The 21,760-nt window shown below is 66.8% G+C and carries 17 protein-coding genes and 1 pseudogene; 11 read left to right on the top strand and 7 right to left on the bottom strand.

Annotated elements, in window-relative coordinates; genetic code table 11:
- Positions 1–16: 16 nt before the first annotated feature.
- The 6 genes from Q0894_RS07430 to Q0894_RS07455 form a co-directional block, all read right to left on the bottom strand.
- Positions 17–1,996: a DUF4139 domain-containing protein gene (locus Q0894_RS07430; protein WP_299233101.1), complete on the bottom strand. Its 1,980-nt coding sequence runs from the start codon at positions 1,994–1,996 to the stop codon at positions 17–19.
- Entirely contained in the window at positions 1,993–3,732 is a 1,740-nt protein-coding gene (gene cydC, locus Q0894_RS07435) for a thiol reductant ABC exporter subunit CydC (protein WP_299233103.1), read from the bottom strand. The genes Q0894_RS07430 and cydC overlap by 4 nt, the downstream gene beginning before the upstream one ends.
- The gene (cydD, locus tag Q0894_RS07440) at positions 3,729–5,408 is read right to left on the bottom strand and encodes a thiol reductant ABC exporter subunit CydD (RefSeq protein WP_299233105.1); all 1,680 of its coding nucleotides are present in this window, start codon (positions 5,406–5,408) and stop codon (positions 3,729–3,731) included. The genes cydC and cydD overlap by 4 nt, the downstream gene beginning before the upstream one ends.
- Before the next feature lie 3 nt (positions 5,409–5,411).
- On the bottom strand, positions 5,412–6,413 hold the full coding sequence (gene cydB, locus Q0894_RS07445; protein WP_299233108.1) for a cytochrome d ubiquinol oxidase subunit II: 1,002 nt from the start codon (positions 6,411–6,413) through the stop codon (positions 5,412–5,414).
- A 1-nt stretch (position 6,414) separates the two neighbouring features.
- Complete coding sequence (locus Q0894_RS07450) at positions 6,415–7,827, bottom strand: cytochrome ubiquinol oxidase subunit I (protein ID WP_299233111.1); 1,413 nt, start codon at positions 7,825–7,827, stop codon at positions 6,415–6,417.
- A gap of 232 nt (positions 7,828–8,059) precedes the next feature.
- Positions 8,060–9,043, bottom strand: a complete 984-nt coding sequence (locus Q0894_RS07455; protein ID WP_299233114.1) for a calcium/sodium antiporter — start codon at positions 9,041–9,043, stop codon at positions 8,060–8,062.
- A 231-nt stretch (positions 9,044–9,274) separates the two neighbouring features.
- Here Q0894_RS07455 and Q0894_RS07460 point away from each other — a divergent pair, with 231 nt between their 5' ends.
- The 8 genes from Q0894_RS07460 (at position 9,275) to Q0894_RS07495 (ending at position 17,717) form a co-directional block, all read left to right on the top strand.
- The gene (locus Q0894_RS07460; protein ID WP_299233207.1) at positions 9,275–10,591 is read left to right on the top strand and encodes a paraquat-inducible protein A; all 1,317 of its coding nucleotides are present in this window, start codon (positions 9,275–9,277) and stop codon (positions 10,589–10,591) included.
- The gene (gene pqiB / locus Q0894_RS07465) at positions 10,584–12,260 is read left to right on the top strand and encodes an intermembrane transport protein PqiB (protein ID WP_299233117.1); all 1,677 of its coding nucleotides are present in this window, start codon (positions 10,584–10,586) and stop codon (positions 12,258–12,260) included. Before Q0894_RS07460 ends, pqiB begins: the two co-directional genes overlap by 8 nt.
- Positions 12,261–12,298: 38 nt before the next feature.
- Positions 12,299–12,919, top strand: a complete 621-nt coding sequence (locus Q0894_RS07470) for an ABC-type transport auxiliary lipoprotein family protein (RefSeq protein ID WP_299233120.1) — start codon at positions 12,299–12,301, stop codon at positions 12,917–12,919.
- Positions 12,920–13,070: 151 nt separating this feature from the next.
- On the top strand, positions 13,071–14,393 hold the full coding sequence (locus Q0894_RS07475) for a DEAD/DEAH box helicase (protein WP_299233122.1): 1,323 nt from the start codon (positions 13,071–13,073) through the stop codon (positions 14,391–14,393).
- A gap of 68 nt (positions 14,394–14,461) precedes the next feature.
- Complete coding sequence (locus Q0894_RS07480) at positions 14,462–15,016, top strand: hypothetical protein (protein WP_299233125.1); 555 nt, start codon at positions 14,462–14,464, stop codon at positions 15,014–15,016.
- Complete coding sequence (locus Q0894_RS07485) at positions 15,003–16,214, top strand: MFS transporter (RefSeq protein ID WP_299233127.1); 1,212 nt, start codon at positions 15,003–15,005, stop codon at positions 16,212–16,214. The genes Q0894_RS07480 and Q0894_RS07485 overlap by 14 nt, the downstream gene beginning before the upstream one ends.
- A 68-nt stretch (positions 16,215–16,282) precedes the next feature.
- Entirely contained in the window at positions 16,283–17,356 is a 1,074-nt protein-coding gene (locus Q0894_RS07490) for an asparaginase (protein WP_299233130.1), read from the top strand.
- A gap of 124 nt (positions 17,357–17,480) precedes the next feature.
- Positions 17,481–17,717 carry a DUF2789 domain-containing protein gene (locus Q0894_RS07495; protein ID WP_195687158.1) on the top strand — a complete coding sequence of 79 codons (237 nt, stop codon included), beginning with the start codon at positions 17,481–17,483 and terminating at the stop codon, positions 17,715–17,717.
- A gap of 117 nt (positions 17,718–17,834) precedes the next feature.
- Here the strand turns inward: Q0894_RS07495 and yegQ are convergent, their stop codons facing one another.
- A complete protein-coding gene (gene yegQ / locus Q0894_RS07500; RefSeq protein WP_299233137.1) occupies positions 17,835–19,259 on the bottom strand; it encodes a tRNA 5-hydroxyuridine modification protein YegQ in 1,425 nt (474 codons plus the stop codon).
- A 225-nt stretch (positions 19,260–19,484) separates the two neighbouring features.
- On the opposite strand from yegQ, the gene queC reads away from it, so the two are divergent.
- The 3 genes and pseudogenes from queC (at position 19,485) to Q0894_RS07515 (ending at position 21,754) form a co-directional block, all read left to right on the top strand.
- Positions 19,485–20,264, top strand: coding sequence for a 7-cyano-7-deazaguanine synthase QueC (gene queC / locus Q0894_RS07505; RefSeq protein WP_299233140.1), 780 nt, complete (start codon positions 19,485–19,487; stop codon positions 20,262–20,264).
- Positions 20,264–20,908, top strand: coding sequence for a 7-carboxy-7-deazaguanine synthase (queE, locus tag Q0894_RS07510; RefSeq protein WP_299233143.1), 645 nt, complete (start codon positions 20,264–20,266; stop codon positions 20,906–20,908). The genes queC and queE overlap by 1 nt, the downstream gene beginning before the upstream one ends.
- Positions 20,908–21,754: pseudogene (locus Q0894_RS07515) on the top strand (6-carboxytetrahydropterin synthase). Before queE ends, Q0894_RS07515 begins: the two are co-directional and overlap by 1 nt.
- Positions 21,755–21,760: the final 6 nt, after the last annotated feature.

Genomic DNA, 21,760 nt, shown 5'->3' on the forward strand with positions numbered 1-21,760 from the left:
GCACCTGTCAACGCTTCTACGGCAACTCACGCAGCGTCTCGGCCAGGGCCTCACGGCGCGTTTCCCGCTCGGACTCGAGTGCCTCTCGCTGCTCCTCCAGGGAGGCGATCTTCTCCTCTTCGGCCTCGAGATCCTCCAGATAGCGCTGGCCGAGATCGTTGTCGGTACCCACCGCCGCCAGGTTGTCACGAATTCGTGCCTGGCGTTCTGCGGCTCGCGTCAGCCGCTCCTCGAGACCCGCAAGCTCTCGCTCGACCTCGGCCAGTGCCCGGCGACGCTCCAGCACTTGCTCAAGATGCGCCGCGGTCTCGCCGTCGGCGGCCTCTCGCCACTCGACAAGCTGGGTCACGCCGGCATTCGCCAGCGCCAGGCTCTGACGCCGCACCCGGGTCTCCCGCGCCACGACCTCACCACTCTCGCCAGGCGCGAGGGCAAGCGCCAGGCGATGATGGCTGGGGGTGCTCTCCATCAGGGCCTCGGAGGCGAACTCCCAGCCGCTGCGCCGGGGATGCTCGATCAACACCTGACGGGCCTCACGGGCATCATTCTCTACCGCGTAATGCGTTACCCGCCGCGACTGGTGAGTGATCCGCAGGGCACCATCGACGATGACCATGCGCTCGAGCCGCTCCTCGGGATGGGCGCTCTCGACGATACGCACCTTGCGGTCGGCGGCGAAGCTGGCCAGACGCGACTCCCCGGCGGGAATCCCCGGCAGGTTGACATCACCCACGTGCCCCACTCCTGCGTCATAGACGGCCACCAGGCCCGGCGGCAGCCAGGCATCGGTGCTATTCTCCAGACGCACCGCCGCCACCGGATGACGCTCGCCGCGCTCGGGCTGGTAGAGCGAGACACGGCGGGCCGGCAGGGCGGCATCGATATAGGGTAGCGAGAGGGTCCGCCCCGCCGCGAGATCCACCGAGGTGGGGAGACGCCAGGTGGCCGTCGTTGCGCTCTCGACCACCTCGGGGCGCGATGCCGGGGCAGAGGGCGCCACCGCGCTGCGGCTCACTGCAGCGTCGCCATAGGCCATCATGGATTCGGCCTTGGCACCACGAAGCGCCTCCATGGCACCCTCGTCGGGCCGCACTGGTGCGATGCTGTCGGCAGTGACCGGCACCTCCGTGCGCGTTGGCCAGTAGCGCTCGAGCAGACGCTGGGTCAGGGTGACCGGGGCGCCGCTGGACAGCGTCAGCGCCACATCGCTCCAGTCGCTGCCGCTGGCATTCTCGATCACCGACCACGCCTGCAGGCGAGCCTTGCCGTCGGCCTCGAGCAGCAATCGGTAGGTACTCTTCCAGACCGGAGCCGCCACCACATAGGTAAGCGACACATCACGTTCGCCCTCGCCCTCGAGGTCGATGGCGATGCGACGCATCTCGTCGGTACGGGCGCGGCCACTGACCTCGGCGGCCTCGGCCAGGCGCTCACGCAGGTCAGGGTCCAGCAACTCGAGGCGGGCATCGTCGCCCAGGCGCAATGTGGCCACGCCACCCTCATCCTCGAGCAGCGACAGGGTCTGCACGGCGCGCCCGTTTTCGTCGGCACCCTGCTCCGCGACACCCAACAGCAGCCCTTCGAGGCGCTGCCCACCGGAGCTCACCCTTACCTTGACCCCTTGCAGGCTATCGGCCAGCCGGGCCACCGAGCCCAGATCCTCCGGACCAAAGGGCAGCCGACGGAAGGTCTCATCAAGCGTCGCCAGGCCATCGAGGCTGAGCCCCTGAAGGCGTCCCGCCGGGTCACGCACCACCAGGCTCTTGAGCACATCGTTGACCTGCTCCAGGGGCACCTCCAAATGGAGGGTGCCATCCCCCTCGAGACTGGCCCTGCGCTGCACCTCTGCCAGGCCGCCGGAGGAGAGCGTCACCGCCTCGACGGGCAGCTCGGCGGCCAGGGCCGAGCCTAGTGGCCATGCCCCGGCCAGCAAGATGGCGAGGCGAAGGGAGAGATGGCGACGGCCCCGCTCGGGTAGTGCGTCCCTGACAGTCATATCGACTCCTTGTATGAATTTACCTGACCTTCGACCAGTATCAGGCTGTGATCGATCCCGGGTGGGTCGAAATCTCCGCCATCCAGCTGGTGCACGAGGTAGATCGTGGTACGCCCCTCGAGCCAGGTATTCAGGCGGGGGCTCAGCCGCGCCACGGTAGCGGCATCGAGGCTGGCGAAGGGCTCGTCGAGCAGTACCAGATCGGGGTCCAGCAGGTACAGCCGAGCCAGGGCCAGGCGTCGCGCCTGGCCACCGGAGAGGCGTCGCCCCCCCTCGCCGACTCGAGTGGCGAGGCCCGCGGGCAATGTCATCGCCCAGTCGGCCAGCTCGACCCAGGCCAGTGCCGCCCATAACGCCTCATCCTCCGCCTCCGGTCGGGCCAGGCGCAGGTTGGCGGCCAGGCTGTCATCGAGCAGGTCGATATGCTGGGTCAGCACGGCCACCCGCCGGCGAAGCGATGCCTCTGGCCAGGCGTCCAGGGCCACGCCTCCCAGCAGGATCTCGCCGGCGCTGGGCGTGAGCTGACGCAGCAGCAGCCCCGCGACACTCGACTTGCCTGCCCCCGAGACACCGCACAGTGCCAGCCGCTCACCGGCAGCGAGCCGGAACGAGAGCCCCTCAAGAGCCGCCAGTGGCGCCCCGGGATAGTGCAGCGAGACCCTGTCGATGTTTACCGAAAGAGGACCGGGGCGTGCGTCCCGGCCACTGCTCACCGCCGGCGGCCGAGGCGCGGCCCGGCGCAGCCCGTTGAGTCGTCGGGCCGCGCCCCGGGTGGCGCCCAGCCAGGTAAAGGCAGCTGGAAGACCGGTCAGTGCCTCGTTCAAGGCCAGCACCGCCAGGGGCATCATCACCGCCACCGGTCCGCTGAGCATGTCGGCCTGCCAGGCCGTGGCGGCGAGCCACAGCGCGGTGAGTGCCGCCCCTCCCACCAGCATCGTGACCAGGGCATTGCCCAGCGCCACCAGGGTCCCGAGCCATCGCTGATCCCGATAGAGTTCCGCCTCCAGGGCCTCGATCCGCTGACGATGATGAGCAAGGGCGCCATAGGCTTCCAGCTCTGCCATGCCCTGCATCTGCTCTACAAGACGCCCCCGAAGTAACTCGCGAGTGGTGACCTGGCGCCGACTAGCGGCCATTCCGAGACGCGCCTGGCCGACCACCAGCCAGCCCCAGCCGATCAGCAACACGCCCCCGACCACGAGCCCCGCCATGGGCACCCAGAGGGCCAGGAAGCCCCCCAATCCCAGGATGGTAAGCAGCGACACCATAGCCGGGGCCAGCAATCGCAGAAAGAGGCTGTCCAGGGTATCGATATCGGCGGTCAACCGATTGAGCCAGTCGCTGGCGCGCCGCTCTCTCAGGGCGTGCGCATCGAGAGCGGCGATCACCCCGAACAGCCGTCCACGTAGATCGGCGAGCAGTCGCAGCACCGTGTCGTGGTTGTAGAGTCGCTCCATATAACGAGCCACGGTTCGCGTCACCGCAAAGGCACGGATGCCGCCTCCCGGCAGATAGACGTCCAGGCGCGCCGCCACTCCTGCGGCCAGCAGCATGCCGGTAAGACCGGTGGCGGTGATAAACCAGCCGGAGAGCGCCAGCAGTCCGATGGCCGACAGCAGCGTCACTGCCATCAACCCGGCGCCAGCGGCCAGTCGTCCGCGGCGGCGTGCCAGCAGTTGTAGCCAGGGGGCCAATTCGCCCCACAGATCACGACGCTCCTCGACAGATTTTCTCATCGGATGCGCTCCCCCTGCCGATCGAATATCAGCTGCCGGTCGGCCAGTGCCATCAGCCCCGGGTGGTGGGTAGCGATCACCAGACAGCGTCCCTCCCGGGCCAGCTCCCTCAGCGCCGCGATGATATCCGCCTCGGTCGCCACATCCAGGCTCGCCGTGGGCTCATCGAGCAGCACCAGCGGGGCATCACACAGGAAGACCCTGGCGAGCGCCAGCCGTTGCGCCTGACCACCGGAGAGCCCCGCCCCTCGCTCGCCCAGCGGTGTATCGAGCCCCTCGGGCAGGCGTGCCAGCAGCTCGCCCAGGCCGGCACGCTCCAGGGCCCGGCGCATGGCCCTCACACCCGGCTGAGGTGCCGACAAGCACAGGTTATCGGCCAGGCTGCCCTTGACCAGCAGCGGCCGCTGATCCATCCAGGCGTAGCGCAGCCCCGGCGCCATCCACCGATGCCCCCCCTCGGGGCCAACGAAGCCCGCCAGCAGCTGCAGCAGCGTGGACTTTCCTCCCCCCGAGGGGGCGCTCACCACCACCACCTCGCCGGGCACCAGGACCAGGTCGAGGGGGCCGAGCACACGGCCGCGTTGGGGATAGCTCACCGTGGCCGCCTCGAGGCGAATCAGCTCCCCCGATATGGCGGCGGGTGGCGCTTCTTCACCGTCGCTACCACGCAGGCCCTCGACACTCTCGGCGAGCAGTGTCATCAGCCCGTCGGCGGCGCCCAGGGCAGCGGCCCGATCATGATAATGCTGGGAGAGCACACGCAGCGGCTGGAAGAACTCCGGAGCGAGCAGCAGCACCAGCAGGCCGCTGAACAGGGTCAGCTCAGGCGAGGGACCCAACGTGATATAGCCGAGTAGACCGAACCCGACATAGATCGCCACCACGGCGATGGCCACCGAGGCGAAGAACTCCAGCACCGCCGAGGAGAGGAAAGCCACGCGCAGGGTTCGCAGGCTGCGCCGACGATAGTCGTCGGCGGCGCCATGCACCTCGGCGGTCGCCTCCTGGGTGCGCCCGAAGAGCTGCAGGGTAGTGACCGCCCGGACCCGGTCGATAAAGTGGCCCGACAGCCGCGAGACCGCCTCGAACTGTTCGCGATTGAGGCGTTCGGCCCCCATGCCCACCAGGGCCATGAACAAGGGGATCAGTGGCGCCGACAGCAGCAGGAAGAGCGCCGCCAGCCAGTCGAGCCAGGCCACCGCCACGAGCACCACCAGCGGCTGGAGTATTGCCAGGGCGAGCTGCGGGCGATAACGCGCCATATAGCCATCCAGGGCCTCGACCTGCTCGACCAGCTGGCTGGCCAATGACGCCGAGTGCCTGGTGGAGAGCCCCGCCGGCCCCAACCTGGCCAGGTGATCAAGCAGTTCGCCGCGTATCCGCCGTCGCAGGGCCAGGCTGGCAACGAGCCCCAGGCGCTCCTGAAAGAACAGCGCCAGGCTGCGCACCAGCAGCAGCGCCAGGATGCCCAGCGCCAGGGGAGTCAACCTCGACAACGGCGCCTGCGCCACCAGCAGCTCGCTGATAAATCGAGCGAGCAGCGCCAGCTGCCCCAGGGTGGCCAGGGCGGCCACCACTCCGGCGGCGACCGCCAGCGTCAGGCGCCAGCGCTCACCGGCAGCATAAGCGGCCAGCCACCGGGAGGCCTCCCGGGTGGCACCATGACGGCTACCCACCGACTAGTGGTAGCCGTCGCCGGGACGGACCTTGCCGCGGAATACCCAATAGGACCAGGCGGTATAGGCCAGCACGATGGGAATCACGAAGAGCACACCGATCAGCAGGAAGAGCTGTGATTCCGGGGCCGAGGCGGCGTCCCAGATCGTGTAGTCGGGGGGCACGATCACCGGCCACTTGCTGGCTACCAGGCCCAGGTAGGTAAAGAGGAAGAGTCCCAGCGTCGCGATGAAGGGTTGCCCCTCCTGACGCCGATGGACCGCCATCAACAGCCAGGCGGCACAGGCCAGTGCCAGGGCCGGCAGCACCCAGATCAGATGAATATGGTCGAACCAGCGCTGGAACACCGCCGGATCCACCAGCGGGGTCCAGACGCTGATCATGGCGAAGGCGGAGAGCACCGCCAGCAGCAGGACCGGAGTGATGCGGTAGGCCCAGCGCTGGATCTCGCCCTCCGACTTGAGGATCAGCCAGGTGGCCCCCAGCAGTGCATAGCCGACCATCAGGCTGATGCCCGTCAAGACCGCGAAGGGCGTCAACCAGTCCATGGCCCCTCCGACGAAGACGAAGTTCTCGACCGGGAAGCCCTCGATATAGGCCCCCACCACGGCGCCCTGGGCGAAGGCGGCGACCGCCGAGCCCCAGCAGAAGGCACGGTTCCACCACACTCGGTTGCGTCGCGACTTGAAGCGGAACTCGAAGGCGATGCCGCGGAATATCAGGCCGGCGAGCATCAGGAAGACACCGATATAGAGGGCCGGCAGGTAGACCGAGTAGACCAGCGGAAAGGCCCCCAGCAGCCCGGCCCCGCCCAGCACCAGCCAGGTCTCGTTGCCGTCCCACACCGGGGCGACGGAGTTCATCATCACGTCCCGGGCCTCCTCGCTCGGCGCGAAGGGGTAGAGGATGCCGAGCCCCAGGTCGAAACCGTCCATCAGCACGTACATGATCACGCCGAAACCGATGATCACCGCCCAGATCATGGAGAGATCGAAGGATTCCATATCACTGCCTCCAGGTTGGGGCCGCATCGTCATCGAAGCGGGCATTGGCTGCCGAGAAGGGCCGCTTGGCATGAGGCGAAGGGTCGGCATCGTCACCCGAAGCGGGCAGCATGCCCTGTCGCACCACGCGAGTGAGATAGTAGAGGCCACAGGCAAACACCACCGCATAGACCGTCATGTACCCGATCAGGGTAAACAGTGCCATGCCCCCGGTCAGTGACGGGGTGACCCCTTCGGCGTGGGTCATGAGTCCGTAGACCAGCCAGGGCGCGCGGCCCGTTTCGGTCACGAACCATCCGGCCAGCACCGCGACAAAGGGCGTTACGCTCATCAGCCTCAGCACCTGCAGGTAACCTCGCTGCCGATAGAGGCGGCCGCCGCGACGCAGCCACAGCCCCACCAGGGAGACACCGATCATCAGCACGCCCAGGCCGACCATGACCCGGAACGACCAGAACACCAGCCATACCGTCGGCTGTTCATCCTCCGGCACCTCGTTGAGGCCCGGTATCTCGCCATCGACATGGTGAGTCAGGATCAGGCTGGCCAGGTTGGGGATGCCGATCTCGAAGCGATTATCTTGGGCCGCCTGGTCGGGCCAGGCAGCCAGCAGCAGCGGCACATTGGTATCGGTCTCCCAGTTGCCCTCCATGGCGGCCACCTTGGTCGGCTGGTGCTCCAGGGTGTTGAGGCCGTGGAAATCGCCGATCACCGCCTGGGCGGGTGTCAGCACGAGTAGCAGCCACAGGCACATGGAGAGCGCACGGCGGTTGGCCTCGACATCGCGGCCGATCAGCAGGTACCAGGCGCTGACGCCCGCCACCACAAAGCCACCGGTAACGAACGATGCCATCACCTTGTGGGAGAAGCGCCAGGGGAAGGACGGGTTGAAGATCGCCGCCGACCAGTCGGTGATATGGAAGCGGCCATCGATCAGCTCCGCGCCGGCCGGGGTCTGCATCCAGCTATTGGCGGAGAGAATCCAGAACGACGAGATGAAGGTGCCCAGCGCTACCATGATCGCGGCGAACAGGTGCACCCCCTGGGGCACCTTGCCACGCCCGAACAGCAGCACCCCGAGGAAGGCCGCCTCCAGGAAGAAGGCCGTGACCACCTCATAGCTGAGCATCGGTCCGATAAAGTTGGCGGTGGCATAGGAGAAGTTGCTCCAGTTGGTACCGAACTGGAACGACATGACGATGCCCGATACCACGCCCATGCCGAACACCACCGCAAAGACTCGGGTCCAGAACTGCGCGAGGCGGTCCCAGGCGGGATGATCCGTCTTGTAGAAGAGGCCGTTGAGCACGGCAATGTAGGATGCCAGGCCGATGGTGAACACCGGGAAGATGGCATGAAAGGAGACCACAAAGGCGAACTGTAGTCGCGACAGCAGAAGAGGATCCAGTTCCATGGCGCTTGCCTCGTTACGCTGGTAACTCGAGAAGGTCACAAGGGGGTGCGTATATGCACGCCTCCTGGACACCAAGGGTCAGTCAAAGCCTAGCAGGCCCGAGTGAAACGAGGGCCGCGATCAGCCGGCCACCGATACCCACTCGGTTTTCCTATCAGCATACGCTCATTCACCAACGACCCGACAGCATGGGAGCCTTGGCGAGGGGTGTCGCATTGTCGCAGCCGGGGGATCAGCCACCCCCGCCGCTAACCACCAGGTTCACCATCCAACCGGTGTACCCCAGAAACATCGCGAGCAGCGTCGTCCCCTCGAGGCGGTTGATGCACCCCTCTCGTCCTCGCCAGCCCATGGCGAAGAGCGCCAGCATAATAGTCATGACGGTCATCAGGCTCCAGTCGCGCAGCAGCACCTCGGAGCCCACCTCGATGGGATGAATCACCGCCGCCAGGCCCACGACCCCGAGGGTATTGAAGAGGTTGGACCCCACCACATTGCCCAGCACCAGGTCATGCTCGTTGCGACGCAGCGCGCTGATTGATGACGCGAGTTCCGGCAGCGACGTGCCCACCGCCACCACGGTAAGCCCGATGATCAGGTCGCTGACCCCGAGGCCCTGGGCGATGGCCACGGCGCCCCATACCAGGACTCGCGAGCTGACCACCAGCAACACCAGGCCGATACCGGTCCAGATCAGGCCCGCCTTCAGGCTCATGGGGTGAACCGTCAGGCTCTCCTCGGTATCGGCGGCCAGCGGATCCGAGACCTCGTGACGGGCACGCCAGATGCTCCCTCCCATGAAGGCGGCCAGCAGGACCAACAGCAAGACCCCTTCGAGACGACCGATGACGCCTCCCCACATCAACAACGCCGAAAGCAGTGTCGCGACGCCGAGCACCGGCAGTTCGCGACGCACCACCGAGGAGTGCACCGTCAGCGGCGCGATCAGCGCCACCAGCCCCAGGATCAGACCGATATTGGCGATATTGGAGCCGTAGGCGTTGCCCAGCGCCAGCCCGGGGTTGCCCTGCCCTGCCGCCAGCGCCGAGACCACCAGCTCCGGCGCCGAGGTGCCGAAGCCGATCACCAGCATGCCGATCAGCAGCGGCGACAACCCCAGGCGGCCCGAGGTTGCCGCCGCACCATCGACGAAGCGTTCGGCGCTCCATACCAGCAGGATCAGTCCCGCCACTACCGCCACCGCGGGTAGGATCATCGTCTCGTTCCCGTTACATTCATATGTGCATGTTGAAAAATGGCAGTGCCCGTGGTGACGTGTCACACTTTCCGTCAGCCCATGGCCCGGCGCAGTGTACGCCTGCGCCGCCCTTCGAGTGAAGCCGCGCCCCAGGAGAGATCAGCCCCCTTGGCCACGCCCTCAATTCCTCTTCGCCAACGCCTGGCCACCCCGCCGCTGCTGCAGGGTGAGGCACCACGTGTCGAGCGCATGCCACCGGAGAGTCGCGCACGCCGTCGCCTGCGTGCCTGCCAGGAGTGCGACTGGCTGGTCGCCCTGCCACCACTACGCCCCGGCGAGAAGGCCGACTGCCCACGCTGCCATCACACCCTGGTGACCCGCCATTTTCGCCCCGTCCAGCGCAGCCTGGCCCTGGCGCTGGCTGCCCTGATGGCTCTGGGCCTGGCCCTGGCGTTTCCCTTCCTCAGCTTCAGTGTGGGGGGCATCGGTAATCGCATCGAGCTGACCCAGACCGCCACGACTCTGATCGGATTCCACCAGCCGATAGTGGGCGGCGCCGTGATCCTGACCATCGTGGTACTGCCTGCGATCTATCTGGCCGGGGTGATCTGGCTGCAGCTTGGGCTGCTACGCGACACCCCGCTACCGGCCAGCCGAACGATCGCGCGCTCCCTGGCACACCTCACGCCCTGGATGATGGCCGATGTCTTTATCATTGGCGCCCTGGTGAGCCTGATCAAGATCGCCGGTATGGCTGAAATCGACCTCGGCGTGTCGTTCTGGTCTTTCTGCGCCTTCGCCCTCCTGTTGCTGCTGACCACCCAGTCGCTGGATGCCGACTGGATGTGGTTCTCGCTGGCCGGCGAGCCGCGTGCGCCGAAGGGGGCCCGCACCGGCGAGACCGCGGCTCCTCAGGACCTCACCGGCTGTCACACCTGTGGGCTGGTCGGCCGCCTCGATGCCGCTGGTCATGGCCAGTGTGAGCGCTGCGGCGAGACACTGCATGCCCGGCGTTCATATAGCCTGCAACGCACCTGGGCGCTGTTGGCAGGTGCGTCGATCATGTATATCCCGGCCAATGTCTATCCGATAATGACCACCACCAGCCTGGGACATAGCTCCCCCTCGACGATTGTCGGCGGAGTCGTCGAGCTGATCGGCATGGGCTCCTGGCCGGTCGCCGCCGTCATCTTCATCGCCAGCGTGATCGTGCCGGTCGGCAAGCTGGTGGCCCTGGCCTGGCTGTGCCTGATGGTCAGGCGCAGCAGCGAGCTCAATGCGGCGGCCCGCACACGGCTCTATCGAGTCACCGAATTCATCGGTCGCTGGTCGATGATCGACGTCTTCGTGGTCGCCATCCTGGTGGCGCTGATTCGCGCCGGCACGCTGATGTCCATCGAGCCGGGGCCCGCCGCCCTCGCCTTCGGCGCCGTGGTCGTGATCACCATGCTGGCCGCCATGACCTTCGACCCCCGACTGATCTGGGACTCGCCGACGCCCTCTGAGACAACGGCATCTCGGCCGCCCTCCATGGACGACACCCTGAAGGAAGCTCTGGATGAGTGAAGAGACACAGCGCCACGATGACGCCTCCACCCCACAGCACCATGCCCGGGCAACGCCCCAGGCACGCGTCTCACCGATCTGGATCGTGCCCATCGTCGCCTTGTTGATCGGTGCCTGGCTGGTTTACGACAACTATCGTAGTCGTGGCCCGCAGATCACCCTGACCATCAGCAACGCCGAGGGCATCGAGGCGGGCAGCACCCTGATCAAGACGCGCAATGTGGAGGTAGGCCGGGTCGAGCAGGTGCACCTCTCCGAGGACCTCTCTACCGCCGTCATCACCGCACGCATGGGACCGGACAACGAGGCGATGCTGGTCGAGGATAGCCAGTTCTGGGTGGTCAAGCCGCGAGTGGGGCGCGAAGGCATCAGCGGCCTGAACACCGTGCTGTCCGGTGCCTATATTCAGCTGCAGCCGGGCGAAAGCGAGATCGAGGCGCGCGAGTTCGAGGTGAGCGACCAGCCGCCCGTGGCACCCGCCGGGGCCGCCGGCCTGCGCATCAACCTGATCAGCCAGCTGGGCAACTCGCTGCGGGTGGGTGACCCGGTCACCTACCAGGGTTACACCGTGGGCCGCGTGGAAGAGGCCAATTTCGACGCCACCACCCGGCGCATGCAGCATCGCGTCTTTATTGAGGCCCCCTACGCCAGCCTGGTGACCGACAGCACTCGCTTCTGGTCGGCCAGCGGCATCGACCTGCGTCTGGATTCCGAAGGCTTTCGGGTCAATGTCGAATCCTTCGAGGCCCTGCTCGGTGGTGGCGTCACCTTCGGCATTCCCGAGGACCTGCCGCTGGGCGGCACGGTGGCCGCCGACACGACCTTCACCCTCTATCCCGACGAGGACACCGCACGCCAGGGAACCTTCAACCGCTATCTGGAATACGTGCTGTTGGTCGACGACTCCGTTCGCGGTCTCACCAAGGGAGCGCCGGTGGAGTTTCGCGGCGTGCGCCTGGGTACCGTGGCCGCCGTGCCCTGGAACTTTACCGCCGAGCAGCCCGGCGGTCGCAATGGTTTCGCCATTCCGGTACTGATCCGCATCGAGCCCCAGCGCCTGGGCATCGAAAACCAGGCGGTCGACATCGACGAGTGGCGGGAACGGTATGAGCGCTTCTTCGAGCTGGGGCTGCGTGCCAGCCTCAAGAGCGGCAACCTGCTGACCGGGGCGCTGTTCGTGGACCTCAACTTCCACAGCGAGCTGGAGGAGGAGTATGCACCGCTCACCTTCGCCGAGCAGCGTGTCTTCCCCACCACGTCCGGCGGCTTCGCGCTGATCGAGTCCCAGATCACCAGTCTGCTGGCCAAGCTCAACGATCTGGAGGTGGAGCCCCTGCTGGAGGGCCTCGACCGTAATCTCGATGCCTCAGAGGCGATGCTCGAGGAGGTACGCACGCTCTCCGCTTCCCTGAGGGAGCTGGTGGAAGCCCCCGGAACCCGCGAGGCCCCGGCCAACCTCAATGCCACCCTGGAGGGGCTGCGCACCACCCTGGAGGGACTCTCGCCCGAGTCATCGGCCTACCAGGAGCTGGTGACCGTCAGCCAGCGCCTGGAGCGGCTGCTGCGTGACCTCCAGCCGGTGGCCAGAACGCTGTCCGACAACCCGCGTGCCCTGCTGTTCGACAGCCTGGATGCCGAGGACCCCGTGCCGCGCGCACCACGAGAGTGACCACCCACCGCCTGGAGAGCCTGTATGGAGAGCTTGTAATGATGGCAAGAAGATGGATTGGTGCCGCCCTGGCCCCCCTGCTGCTGGCTGGCACGCTGGGGGGGTGCGCCAGCAGCAAGCCCGCGCCCGAGCGCTACACACTGCCAGAAGCCACCCTGCCAGAGACCGCTCGGCAGGGTGCGGCGCGAGCTGAATCGCGCTATCAGCTGCAGGTTGCCACGCCACGACTCGCCGACTACCTGGATGTCGAGGGCATCGTCATGCAGATCGACGATATCACCCTGGTGGAAGCCCGCGGTCATCAATGGGCCGAAGCCCTCGGCAAGCAGCTGCAACGCGGCCTGCGCGACCGCCTGGCGCAGCGGCTTCCCGATACCCGAGTACTGCTCGATGGCACGGCCCCCCGCGAGACCCACGCCCTGCGCCTGGCGCTGGAGATCGACCGTTTCCAGGGGCGTCATGATGGCCGGGCCGTCATCGGCGGCCGCTGGCGTCTGCATGCCGCCGACGGGAGCCTGCTGGCGATGCAGCCCCTGGAGATCGAAAACGTCCTCGAGGCCGATGGTTATCCTGCGCTGGTCCGCGCCCTGGGCCGAGGGTGGGACAGCGCGGCCGACGAGCTCGCCGCGGCCGTTCGCAGCACACGCCGACAAGAGTAGCTGCGCCCAAGCCCGGAATCTGGCATAATGCGCGTCGCGGCACATCAGCGAGTCCCTCCTGCCGCGCCATGACCCCGAATCTTTCACACCCCGGCCCGGGACTGGCTGCGCACGATCGCGCGGCACGGCCGAGGTGTTCTGCGGAGACCGCATGACCTTTTCCGAACTCGGCCTGCGTGCCGAACTGCTGAACGCCGTCGAGGCACAAGGCTACACCACCCCGACTCCCATCCAGCAGCAGGCGATCCCAGCCGTGCTCAAGGGCGGTGACCTGTTGGCCAGCGCCCAGACCGGTACCGGCAAGACCGCCGGCTTTACCCTGCCGATGCTTCAGCGCCTGGCCGACGGCCCACGTCCCGGCAAGCGCCAGGTGCGCGCCCTGGTGCTGACACCGACCCGTGAGCTGGCCGCTCAGGTGGGCGAGAGCGTGGCCGACTATGGTCGCCTGCTGACCCTGAAGAGCCACGTGATCTTCGGCGGCGTCGGCCAGCAGCCCCAGGTCGATGCCATCCGCCCGGGCCTCGATGTGCTCGTTGCCACCCCCGGGCGTCTGCTCGATCTGCAGCAGCAGAAACACGTCGACCTGTCGAAGGTGGAGATTCTGGTGCTCGACGAAGCCGACCGCATGCTCGACATGGGCTTCATTCACGATATCAAGAAGATCCTGCGGGTCCTGCCCGAGAAGCGCCAGAACCTGCTGTTCTCGGCGACCTTCTCCAACGAGATCCAGGCGCTGGCCAACAAGCTGCTCGATGATCCCAAGATGATCGAGGTCGCTCGCCGCAACACCACCGCCGAGCTCGTCGACCAGACGATCTACCGTGTCGACCGCGAGAAGAAGCGCGAGCTGCTGGCCCACCTGATTACCGAGCACGACTGGCATCAGGTACTGGTCTTCACCCGCACCAAGCACGGTGCCAACCGTCTGGCCGAACAGCTCTCCAAGCAGGAGATCCCGGCCATGGCGATCCATGGCAACAAGAGCCAGTCCGCGCGCACCAAGGCCCTGGCCGCCTTTAAGACCGGCGACCTGCAGGTGCTGGTGGCTACCGACATCGCCGCCCGCGGCCTCGATATCGAAGAGCTGCCCCACGTGGTCAACTTCGAGCTGCCCAATGTCGCCGAAGACTATGTCCACCGTATCGGCCGCACCGGCCGTGCCGGTAGCGAAGGCCAGGCGGTGTCGCTGGTCTGCGTCGACGAGCATGGGTTGCTCAAGGGCATCGAGCGGTTGATCAAGCGCGACCTCGAAAAGCGCATCGAGCCCGGCTTCGAGCCCGACCCCAATGCCAAGCCGGAGCCCATCGAAAACGGCCGCAATCGTCGTGGCGGTGGTGGACGCGGCGGAAATGGCCAGAATCGCGGTGGCGGTGGCCAGAACCGCAGGCAGGCGCAGAGCCGTGGCGCCGAACAGCCAGCGGGCACGCGTCGCCGGCGCCGCGGAGGCAGTGGCGGCGGCCGTCAGCAGGCCTGACCCGGCGGTAGCAGACAGCATCACAATATGTGAATATACCCCCACTCCCCTGACAATGTCACTCAACCATGCTCAAACATCTGTTTGGCAAGCAATCTATTGATATCTGGGTTATCAAGCAGGTCGACCACGACCTGCTGCATCTTTGTGGTCGTGCGACACTGCCCGCCAAGCCGAATCGCAAGGCGGTAATGAACGCGCTGGCCGAGTCTCGCTACACGGGCCCCGTAACCATGGCCACTGGTGGTCGAGCCGTGCTCAACGCCCGACTCTTCCAGGCGCTTGTGCCGCTGGATGAGCTGCAACTGCTGCCTGATGGCCGGGCCCGCTGGCAGGGACGCGACTGGCAGATCGCCCAGGTTCCCCAGCGCTGCTGGCTCTTCGAGGGTCGCCTGGTGGCCCAGCCCGACCCGCTAAACGGTGGCGGCGCACTGGTCAGTGCGGAGGATGTCACCGATATCCTGCGCCAGGTGAAACAAGAGATGCCCCACCATCTTGGCAGGGTGGTCTTTCGGCCCGAGAACCAAAGCGAGGAGCATCCTCTCCTGGCACCCCGCAGAGAAGAGCAGCGCCTGAGACTGCGACCCAAGCAGACCAGGGAGTGGCGCCATGACCGCGGATAGGCGGGGCTCCACCTTCAGCCTGGGATTGTTTATCTCCCTGATGGTGCTGGTGGGACTCAATCTGCGTCCCGCCCTCTCCTCTCTGGCCCCGGTACTGACTCGTGTCCAGCAGGACACGGGGCTGTCGCCCTTGGCCATCGGCACCCTCACCACGCTACCGGTTCTCTGCCTGGGGCTGTTTGCCCCCATGGCCCCCTGGCTGGCCAAGCGACTGGGACCCGAGCGGGCTCTGGCCGCCGGGCTGATACTGCTGGCCGTGGGACTGGCGCTGCGAGGCATTCCCGTCGTCGCCACGCTCTTTATCGGCACGCTGATGGCGGGTGCCGCCATCGGGGTGGCTGGCACCCTGCTGCCGGCGCTGGTCAAGCGCGAGCTCCCCGCGGGGGCCGATCTGATGACAGGCGTCTACACCATGGCACTGTGCCTGGGCGGGGCCCTAGGAGCGGGCTTGAGCATTCCTCTGGCCGACTGGCTGGGCGCGTGGCATCTGGGGCTTGCCAGCTGGTCGGCGCTGGCGCTCATCGCCCTGGTGGCCTGGCAGACCCTGGCTCCCCGCCGCGATGAAACGGCGCTGCCCGGCGGCGGCGGTTCGATGCGCGCGGTGCTGACCCAGCCCCTGGCGTGGCAGGTCATGTTGATGATGGGGCTGCAGTCATCCCTGGCCTATATCGTCTTTGGCTGGCTTCCCACCCTGCTGGTGGCCCGTGGCTACGGTGAAGCCGAGGCCGGCTGGATGATGGGTGCCTCGGTAATGGTGCAGTTGCCGGCCGCCCTGGCCGCCCCCTGGCTGGCACGCCTGGGCCGGGATCAGCGTCCCGTCCTGCTCCTGGTACTGGCTCTGGTCGCCTCGGGGTTCTGGCTGCTGCTGCAGGGCGCATCCTCACTGCGCTGGATCGGCGTGGTCCTGCTCGGTCTGGGTCAGGGGGGCAGCTTCAGTCTCGCCCTGACGCTGATCGTACTGCGCACCGGCAACTCGCGCCTGGCCGGCAAGCTCTCCGGCCTGGCCCAAGGCGGTGGCTACACCCTGGCTGCCATGGGTCCGCTGGGGGTGGGCGTGATGCTTCAGCTCGACCTGGGGCTTGGCATCATCACCGGCGTGCTGCTGGCGATCTGTGCGTTAGCCGCCACCTTTGCCCTCTTTGCCGGTCGCAACCGCCGCCTGGAGATCGACAATGATGGCCAGGTGGTCACCCGATAGCGACCAGACGCTCTGATCATGCCCCTGTGCCGCCATGATATCGGCCACACGCCACTTTGGAGCTGCCCATGAGCATGCCTGACTCCCGACGGCCTCGCCCCCTGCTGGTGATCTACACCGGCGGTACCCTGGGGATGCAGGAGACGCCCAGAGGACTGGCCCCGGGCGGCAATATCGAAGCCCGCCTGGCACGCGCCCTGAAGGGCCTGCCGGGGGGCACCCTCGCCGAACTGCCCGCCTACGAGCTGCTCTCCCTATCGAACCCCATCGACTCCAGCGCGGCCACCCCCGCCGACTGGTCGCGACTGGCCGCGATCATCGCCGCCCGCTACCGTGACCATCCCGGCATCGTGGTGCTTCACGGCACCGATACCCTGGCCTGGAGCGCCGCGAGTCTCGCCTACCAGCTGCAGGGCATCGACCGCCCCGTAGTGCTCACCGGCGCCATGCAGCCCCTGGAGGCGCCCGACAGCGACGCCGCGGGAAACGTCGCCCTGGCACTGCGCTTCGCCGCCAACCCGGTGCTCCAGGAGGTTGCCATCGCCTTCGGGGGAAGGCTGCTGCGTGGCGCGTGTGCCCGCAAGTGGCATACTCGCGATGCCATCGCCTTCGAAAGCCCCAACGCCCCACTGCTAGGCGAGCTGATCGCAGGCACCGCCAGGCATTATCCCGAACATGGCCTTGCCCCTGAGCATGGCCTCGCCCGAGAGGAGGAGATCGCGCCACGCTTTGAGCTACCCGACTATGCGCCACTTGGCGACGGCGGCGTGGCGCGTATCGCGCTGTGGCCTGGCATCAGCACCCGGCAGCTGGCGGCCTGGCTCAACGACCCACGCCTCAAGGGGGCCCTGTTAGAGGTGTGGGGAGCCGGCAACCTGCCCGACGATCCTGCCCTGCTGGAACAGCTGACCCGAGCCAGCGCTGGCGGCAAACTGATCGTCGCCATCAGCCAGTGCCCCCATGGCACCGTCCGTCCGGGGGACTATGCCGCCGGCCAGGGGCTCACCGATGCCGGGGTGCTGGCGGGTGGCACCATGACTCCGGAGGCGGCCCTGACCAAGCTGGTTCACTTGCTCGCCCAGCCACTGGAGGATGCCGAGCGGCGACGTCGCTTCCTTGCGCCACTGGTGGGGGAGCGTTAGAGCCACCTACTCAGGAGCGTTGACGCGCTTCAGGCAGAGGCCGCGACAAATGGCTATGGTGGGGGTGCATGCTTCGCGGTCACCATCGGCTGACCGCCCCACTGACCCAGCCGGGGACGCCACCATGGAACATCCCGACCACCCCTTCAGCGAACTCTTCGAGCAGCTCGGGCTCGCTTCTGATCCCGATTCGATCAAGCGCTTTATCGACCGCCACGCCCCCATCCCCGAGGAGACGGCCCTGCCCGATGCCGCCTGCTGGAACGAAGGACAGGCGGAGTTCCTGCGCGAAGCGATAGAGGAGGATGCCGACTGGGCCGAGGTGGTCGACCACCTCAACGCCTCACTACGCAAGGGGTGACATCCCAGCCGGGTGACCGCCATATACGCCGCGAGCCCACCCCCTGGAAAAAGGGGTGGGCTCGCATCGTCTCTCACCGGTATGACGCCGACAAACTCTTACCCCAGCAGTCTCCCGTCAGCCCAGGTCGCGCATCAGCAGCGCAAACTCGATTCGCTCCGGGGCGATCGCCTCGCCAGGCACCGGGATCCGCACCACATGACCCGAACCGGGGGCTGCGCCGACGGATTCACCGCGCCTGTTCTCGATATGCTCGAGGACGAAACGACGATTGCCACCCGGCAACATCAGCTCCATGCCATCCCCCACCTCGAAGCGGTTCTTGACGTCGACCTCGAGAACGCCGCGGTCGGGGTCGTAGCCGATCACCTCACCGACAAACTGCTGGTGCACCCCCACCGAGTTGCCACGCTCATAGTTCTGGTACTCGTCGTGGACATGACGGCGATAGAAGCCCTCCGTGTAGCCGCGGTTGGCGAGGTTGTCGAGTTCATCCATCAGACGCATGTCGAAGGGACGGCCCGCCACGGCGTCATCGATGGCCCGACGATAGACCTGGGCGGTGCGCGCCACATAGTAGTGGGACTTGGTGCGCCCCTCGATCTTCAACGAGGAGACGCCCATCTCGGTGAGCCGCGGCACGTGCTGCACGGCGCGCAGATCCTTGGAGTTCATGATATAGGTGCCGTGCTCATCCTCGAAGATCGGCATCAGCTCACCGGGGCGTGTGGCATCCTCGATCAGGGCCGAGAGCTCATCCTGCCCCTCTATCCCACCGGCCGTGGCCGTGCTGTGGCGCGCGCTGCCACCGCCCGATGCGATCAACCCGCCCTGGCCGCCCCCCTGGCCCGGTGTCCAGACACCGCTGGCGGCATGGGCCGCGGCCGAGTTGGCCGGCACCAGGTCGCCAGTCTCGTCGTGGGCCGCCGCCACGGTGTTGTACTGCCAGCGGCAGGCGTTGGTGCAGGTACCCTGGTTGGGGTCGCGGTGATTGAAGTAGCCCGAGAGCAGGCAGCGACCGGAATAGGCGATGCACAGGGCACCGTGCACGAAGGTCTCGATCTCGAGATCGGGGCACTCGGCACGGATCTCGGCGATCTCCTCGAGCGACAGCTCGCGAGAGAGAATGATTCGGCTGATCCCCTGCTGCTGCCAGAAGCGCGCCGCCGCCCAGTTGACCACATTGGACTGCACCGAGAGGTGAATCTCCTGCTCGGGCCAGCGCTCGCGAATCATCATGATCAGCCCAGGGTCGGACATGATCAGCGCATCCGGTCCGGCCTCGATCACCGGCTCCATATCGCGCAGATAGGTCTTCAGCTTGCTGTTATGCGGCGCAATATTCGAGGCCACGTAGAACTGCTTGCCCCGCTCATGCGCATAGGCAATGCCCTTGTGCAGGTTATCGAGCTTGAAATCATTGTTGCGTACGCGCAGCGAGTAGCGCGGCTGGCCGGCATAGACCGCATCCGCGCCATAGGCGAAGGCGTAACGCATGTTCTTGAAGGTGCCCGCGGGGGACAGCAGTTCAGGGGCTTGCATGGGGATCACCGTTGTCAGGACGATGGCATCCTCGACGGCGCCTGGCCGCAGGGATGCAAGGGGATGAAAGGCGCGAAAGTTTAGCAACTCACGCCGATTCTGGCCAGAATCCCCTGGCTTGCGTAGACTAGGCGGCCTTCCGGACCGGACCCCGGCCAAGGTCCCGACGCGCCCGATAGATGGTGCGACGGGACGGACAAATTCTCCGACTCATCAGGTATCCTCATGACCCAACCCGACTCCCCGGCCACCGTGGTGATCTACTCCGGTGGCATGGACTCCTATACCGTGCTGCACCGAGCCCTACGCGAGGGCCGCCGGGTACACGCCCTCTCCTTCGATTACGGCCAGCGCCATGCCCGCGAGCTCGAGGTCGCCCGCCGGGTCTGCCAGCGGCTCGGCGTGCCCCATCAGGTGGTCGACATCACCGCCATCCATGGCCTGATCGACGCCTCGGCTCTGACCGATGCCAGCCGTACGCTACCGGAGGCCGACTACGAAGAGACCAGCCTTCAGGACACCGTGGTACCCAACCGCAACATGATCCTGCTCTCGCTGGCCATCGCCAAGGCGGTGAACATCGGCGCCGACCGGGTCGACTACGGTGCCCATGGCGGCGACCACGTGCTCTACCCGGACTGCCGACCCGAGTTCGTCGCGGCCATGCAGGCCGTGGCCGGCCTCGCCCACTTCACCCCGATCGCCGTTCATGCGCCCTACCTGCACCACGACAAGGCCGCTATCCTCGCCGATGGCCTGGCCATGGGGCTCGACTACGCCGAGACCTGGACCTGCTACCGGGGCGAAGCCCTGGCCTGCGGGCGTTGCGGCAGCTGCCGGGAGCGCCTGGCGGCCTTCGCCGCCAATGGGGTGCGCGATCCGCTGAGCTACTCCCAACGGCGCGTCTCCGACGCCGACTCTCAGCACCCCAGCTCCGGCGCAGCTGATCAGCAACCCGACCCCGCCGTCTCGTCGGCCCCACGCTCTGCCACAGGAGATCACTGATGTATCAGGTCAAGGAGGCCTTCTACTCGCTGCAGGGCGAAGGCGGCCAGGCCGGTCGCGCCAGCGTCTTCTGCCGCTTTTCCGGCTGCAACCTCTGGTCGGGTCGCGAGGAGGACCGGGCCCGGGCAATGTGCCGCTTCTGCGATACCGACTTTGTGGGCACCGATGGTCAGAACGGCGGTCGATTCGCCTCGGCCTCGGCGCTGGCCGACCATCTGGCCGCCCTGTGGCCGGACGCCCCCGGCACGGCCACACCGCAGGTGATCTTTACCGGAGGCGAGCCGCTGCTGCAACTCGACAACTCCCTGATTGCCGCCATGCATGCCCGCAATTTCGATGTCGCCGTGGAAACCAACGGCACCCTGCCGGCGCCACCTGGCATCGACTGGCTGTGCGTCAGCCCCAAGGGCACCGTCCCGCTCGTTCAGACCTCAGGCGACGAGCTCAAGCTGGTCTATCCCCAGGCCGAGGCGCTGCCCGAACAGTTTGTCGACCTGGGCTTCCGGCACTTCTTCCTGCAGCCCATGGACACCGCTCCCCAAGGAGATGTCGGCGATACCCTTGCCGAGACCGTGGCCTACTGCCTGGCCAACCCACAGTGGCGGCTGTCGCTGCAGACCCACAAGATTGCGGGGATCGACTGATGACACTGTTCGTCAACCATCTCACCCACCTCGATGTTTCCCTGTGGTGTCCCAACCGGGGCCTGATCGGCGCCACCTGGTCCGTGGATGCCGAGCTCGATGGCGAGCTCGGCGAGGATGGCATGCTATTCGACTTCGGCGAGGTGAAGCCGTGGATCAAGTCGCGCCTCGACCAGGGTGCCGACCACACCCTGCTGGTACCCACCGAAGCCCCCGGCATCAGTGTGAACGATTGCGACGAGGGGCTCTGTGTGCGCACCGAGAGCCCCTATGCCATGGAGGTCCGTGGCCCTCGCCAGGCCTTCACCCTGCTGCCCTGGGATACGATCACCCCGAGCCGACTGGCCGAGCAGCTGGCCGCCGAGCTGTCGCACGAGCCACCACCGCGGGTTGAGGCCATTCGACTGACACTGCGCAAAGAGACCATCGAGGGGGCAAGCTACACCTATAGCCATGGCCTCAGGCGCCATGCAGGCAACTGCCAGCGCATCGCCCACGGCCATCGCTCGAGACTGTACATTTGGCAGGATGGGCGGCGCCAACCGGCGCTCGAAGCCGACTGGGCCTCGCGCCTGTCGGATCGCTACCTGGTGGACACGGCCGACGTGGCCGAGGGGCCGGGCGCCACCTCTCTCGGCAGGCTGACCAGCCGTTACACCGCCGAACAGGGTCACTTCACGCTGACCCTGCCTCGGGAGCGCTGCGTGGTGTTGCCGAGCACCGACCACGGTGGAGCATATCGCCGCGTGGCTAGCCGACGAGATCAGCCAGGAAACCGGTCGAGCGACTCGCGTGCAGGCCTTCGAGGGTGTCGACAAGGGCGCGGTGGCCACGGCCCGGCCATAGCGAGCC

The organism is uncultured Halomonas sp., assembly GCF_947501415.1.
Classification (GTDB): Bacteria; Pseudomonadota; Gammaproteobacteria; order Pseudomonadales; family Halomonadaceae; genus Halomonas.

Coding starts and splice junctions, on each gene's coding strand:
- Q0894_RS07430 (WP_299233101.1), bottom strand. CDS start 1,996: ATGACTGTCAGGGACGCACTACCCGAGCGGGGCCGTCGCCATCTCTCC.
- cydC (WP_299233103.1), bottom strand. CDS start 3,732: ATGAGAAAATCTGTCGAGGAGCGTCGTGATCTGTGGGGCGAATTGGCC.
- cydB (WP_299233108.1), bottom strand. CDS start 6,413: ATGGAATCCTTCGATCTCTCCATGATCTGGGCGGTGATCATCGGTTTC.
- Q0894_RS07450 (WP_299233111.1), bottom strand. CDS start 7,827: ATGGAACTGGATCCTCTTCTGCTGTCGCGACTACAGTTCGCCTTTGTG.
- Q0894_RS07455 (WP_299233114.1), bottom strand. CDS start 9,043: ATGATCCTACCCGCGGTGGCGGTAGTGGCGGGACTGATCCTGCTGGTA.
- Q0894_RS07460 (WP_299233207.1), top strand. CDS start 9,275: ATGCCACCGGAGAGTCGCGCACGCCGTCGCCTGCGTGCCTGCCAGGAG.
- pqiB (WP_299233117.1), top strand. CDS start 10,584: ATGAGTGAAGAGACACAGCGCCACGATGACGCCTCCACCCCACAGCAC.
- Q0894_RS07470 (WP_299233120.1), top strand. CDS start 12,299: ATGATGGCAAGAAGATGGATTGGTGCCGCCCTGGCCCCCCTGCTGCTG.
- Q0894_RS07475 (WP_299233122.1), top strand. CDS start 13,071: ATGACCTTTTCCGAACTCGGCCTGCGTGCCGAACTGCTGAACGCCGTC.
- Q0894_RS07480 (WP_299233125.1), top strand. CDS start 14,462: ATGCTCAAACATCTGTTTGGCAAGCAATCTATTGATATCTGGGTTATC.
- Q0894_RS07485 (WP_299233127.1), top strand. CDS start 15,003: ATGACCGCGGATAGGCGGGGCTCCACCTTCAGCCTGGGATTGTTTATC.
- Q0894_RS07490 (WP_299233130.1), top strand. CDS start 16,283: ATGAGCATGCCTGACTCCCGACGGCCTCGCCCCCTGCTGGTGATCTAC.
- Q0894_RS07495 (WP_195687158.1), top strand. CDS start 17,481: ATGGAACATCCCGACCACCCCTTCAGCGAACTCTTCGAGCAGCTCGGG.
- yegQ (WP_299233137.1), bottom strand. CDS start 19,259: ATGCAAGCCCCTGAACTGCTGTCCCCCGCGGGCACCTTCAAGAACATG.
- queC (WP_299233140.1), top strand. CDS start 19,485: ATGACCCAACCCGACTCCCCGGCCACCGTGGTGATCTACTCCGGTGGC.
- queE (WP_299233143.1), top strand. CDS start 20,264: ATGTATCAGGTCAAGGAGGCCTTCTACTCGCTGCAGGGCGAAGGCGGC.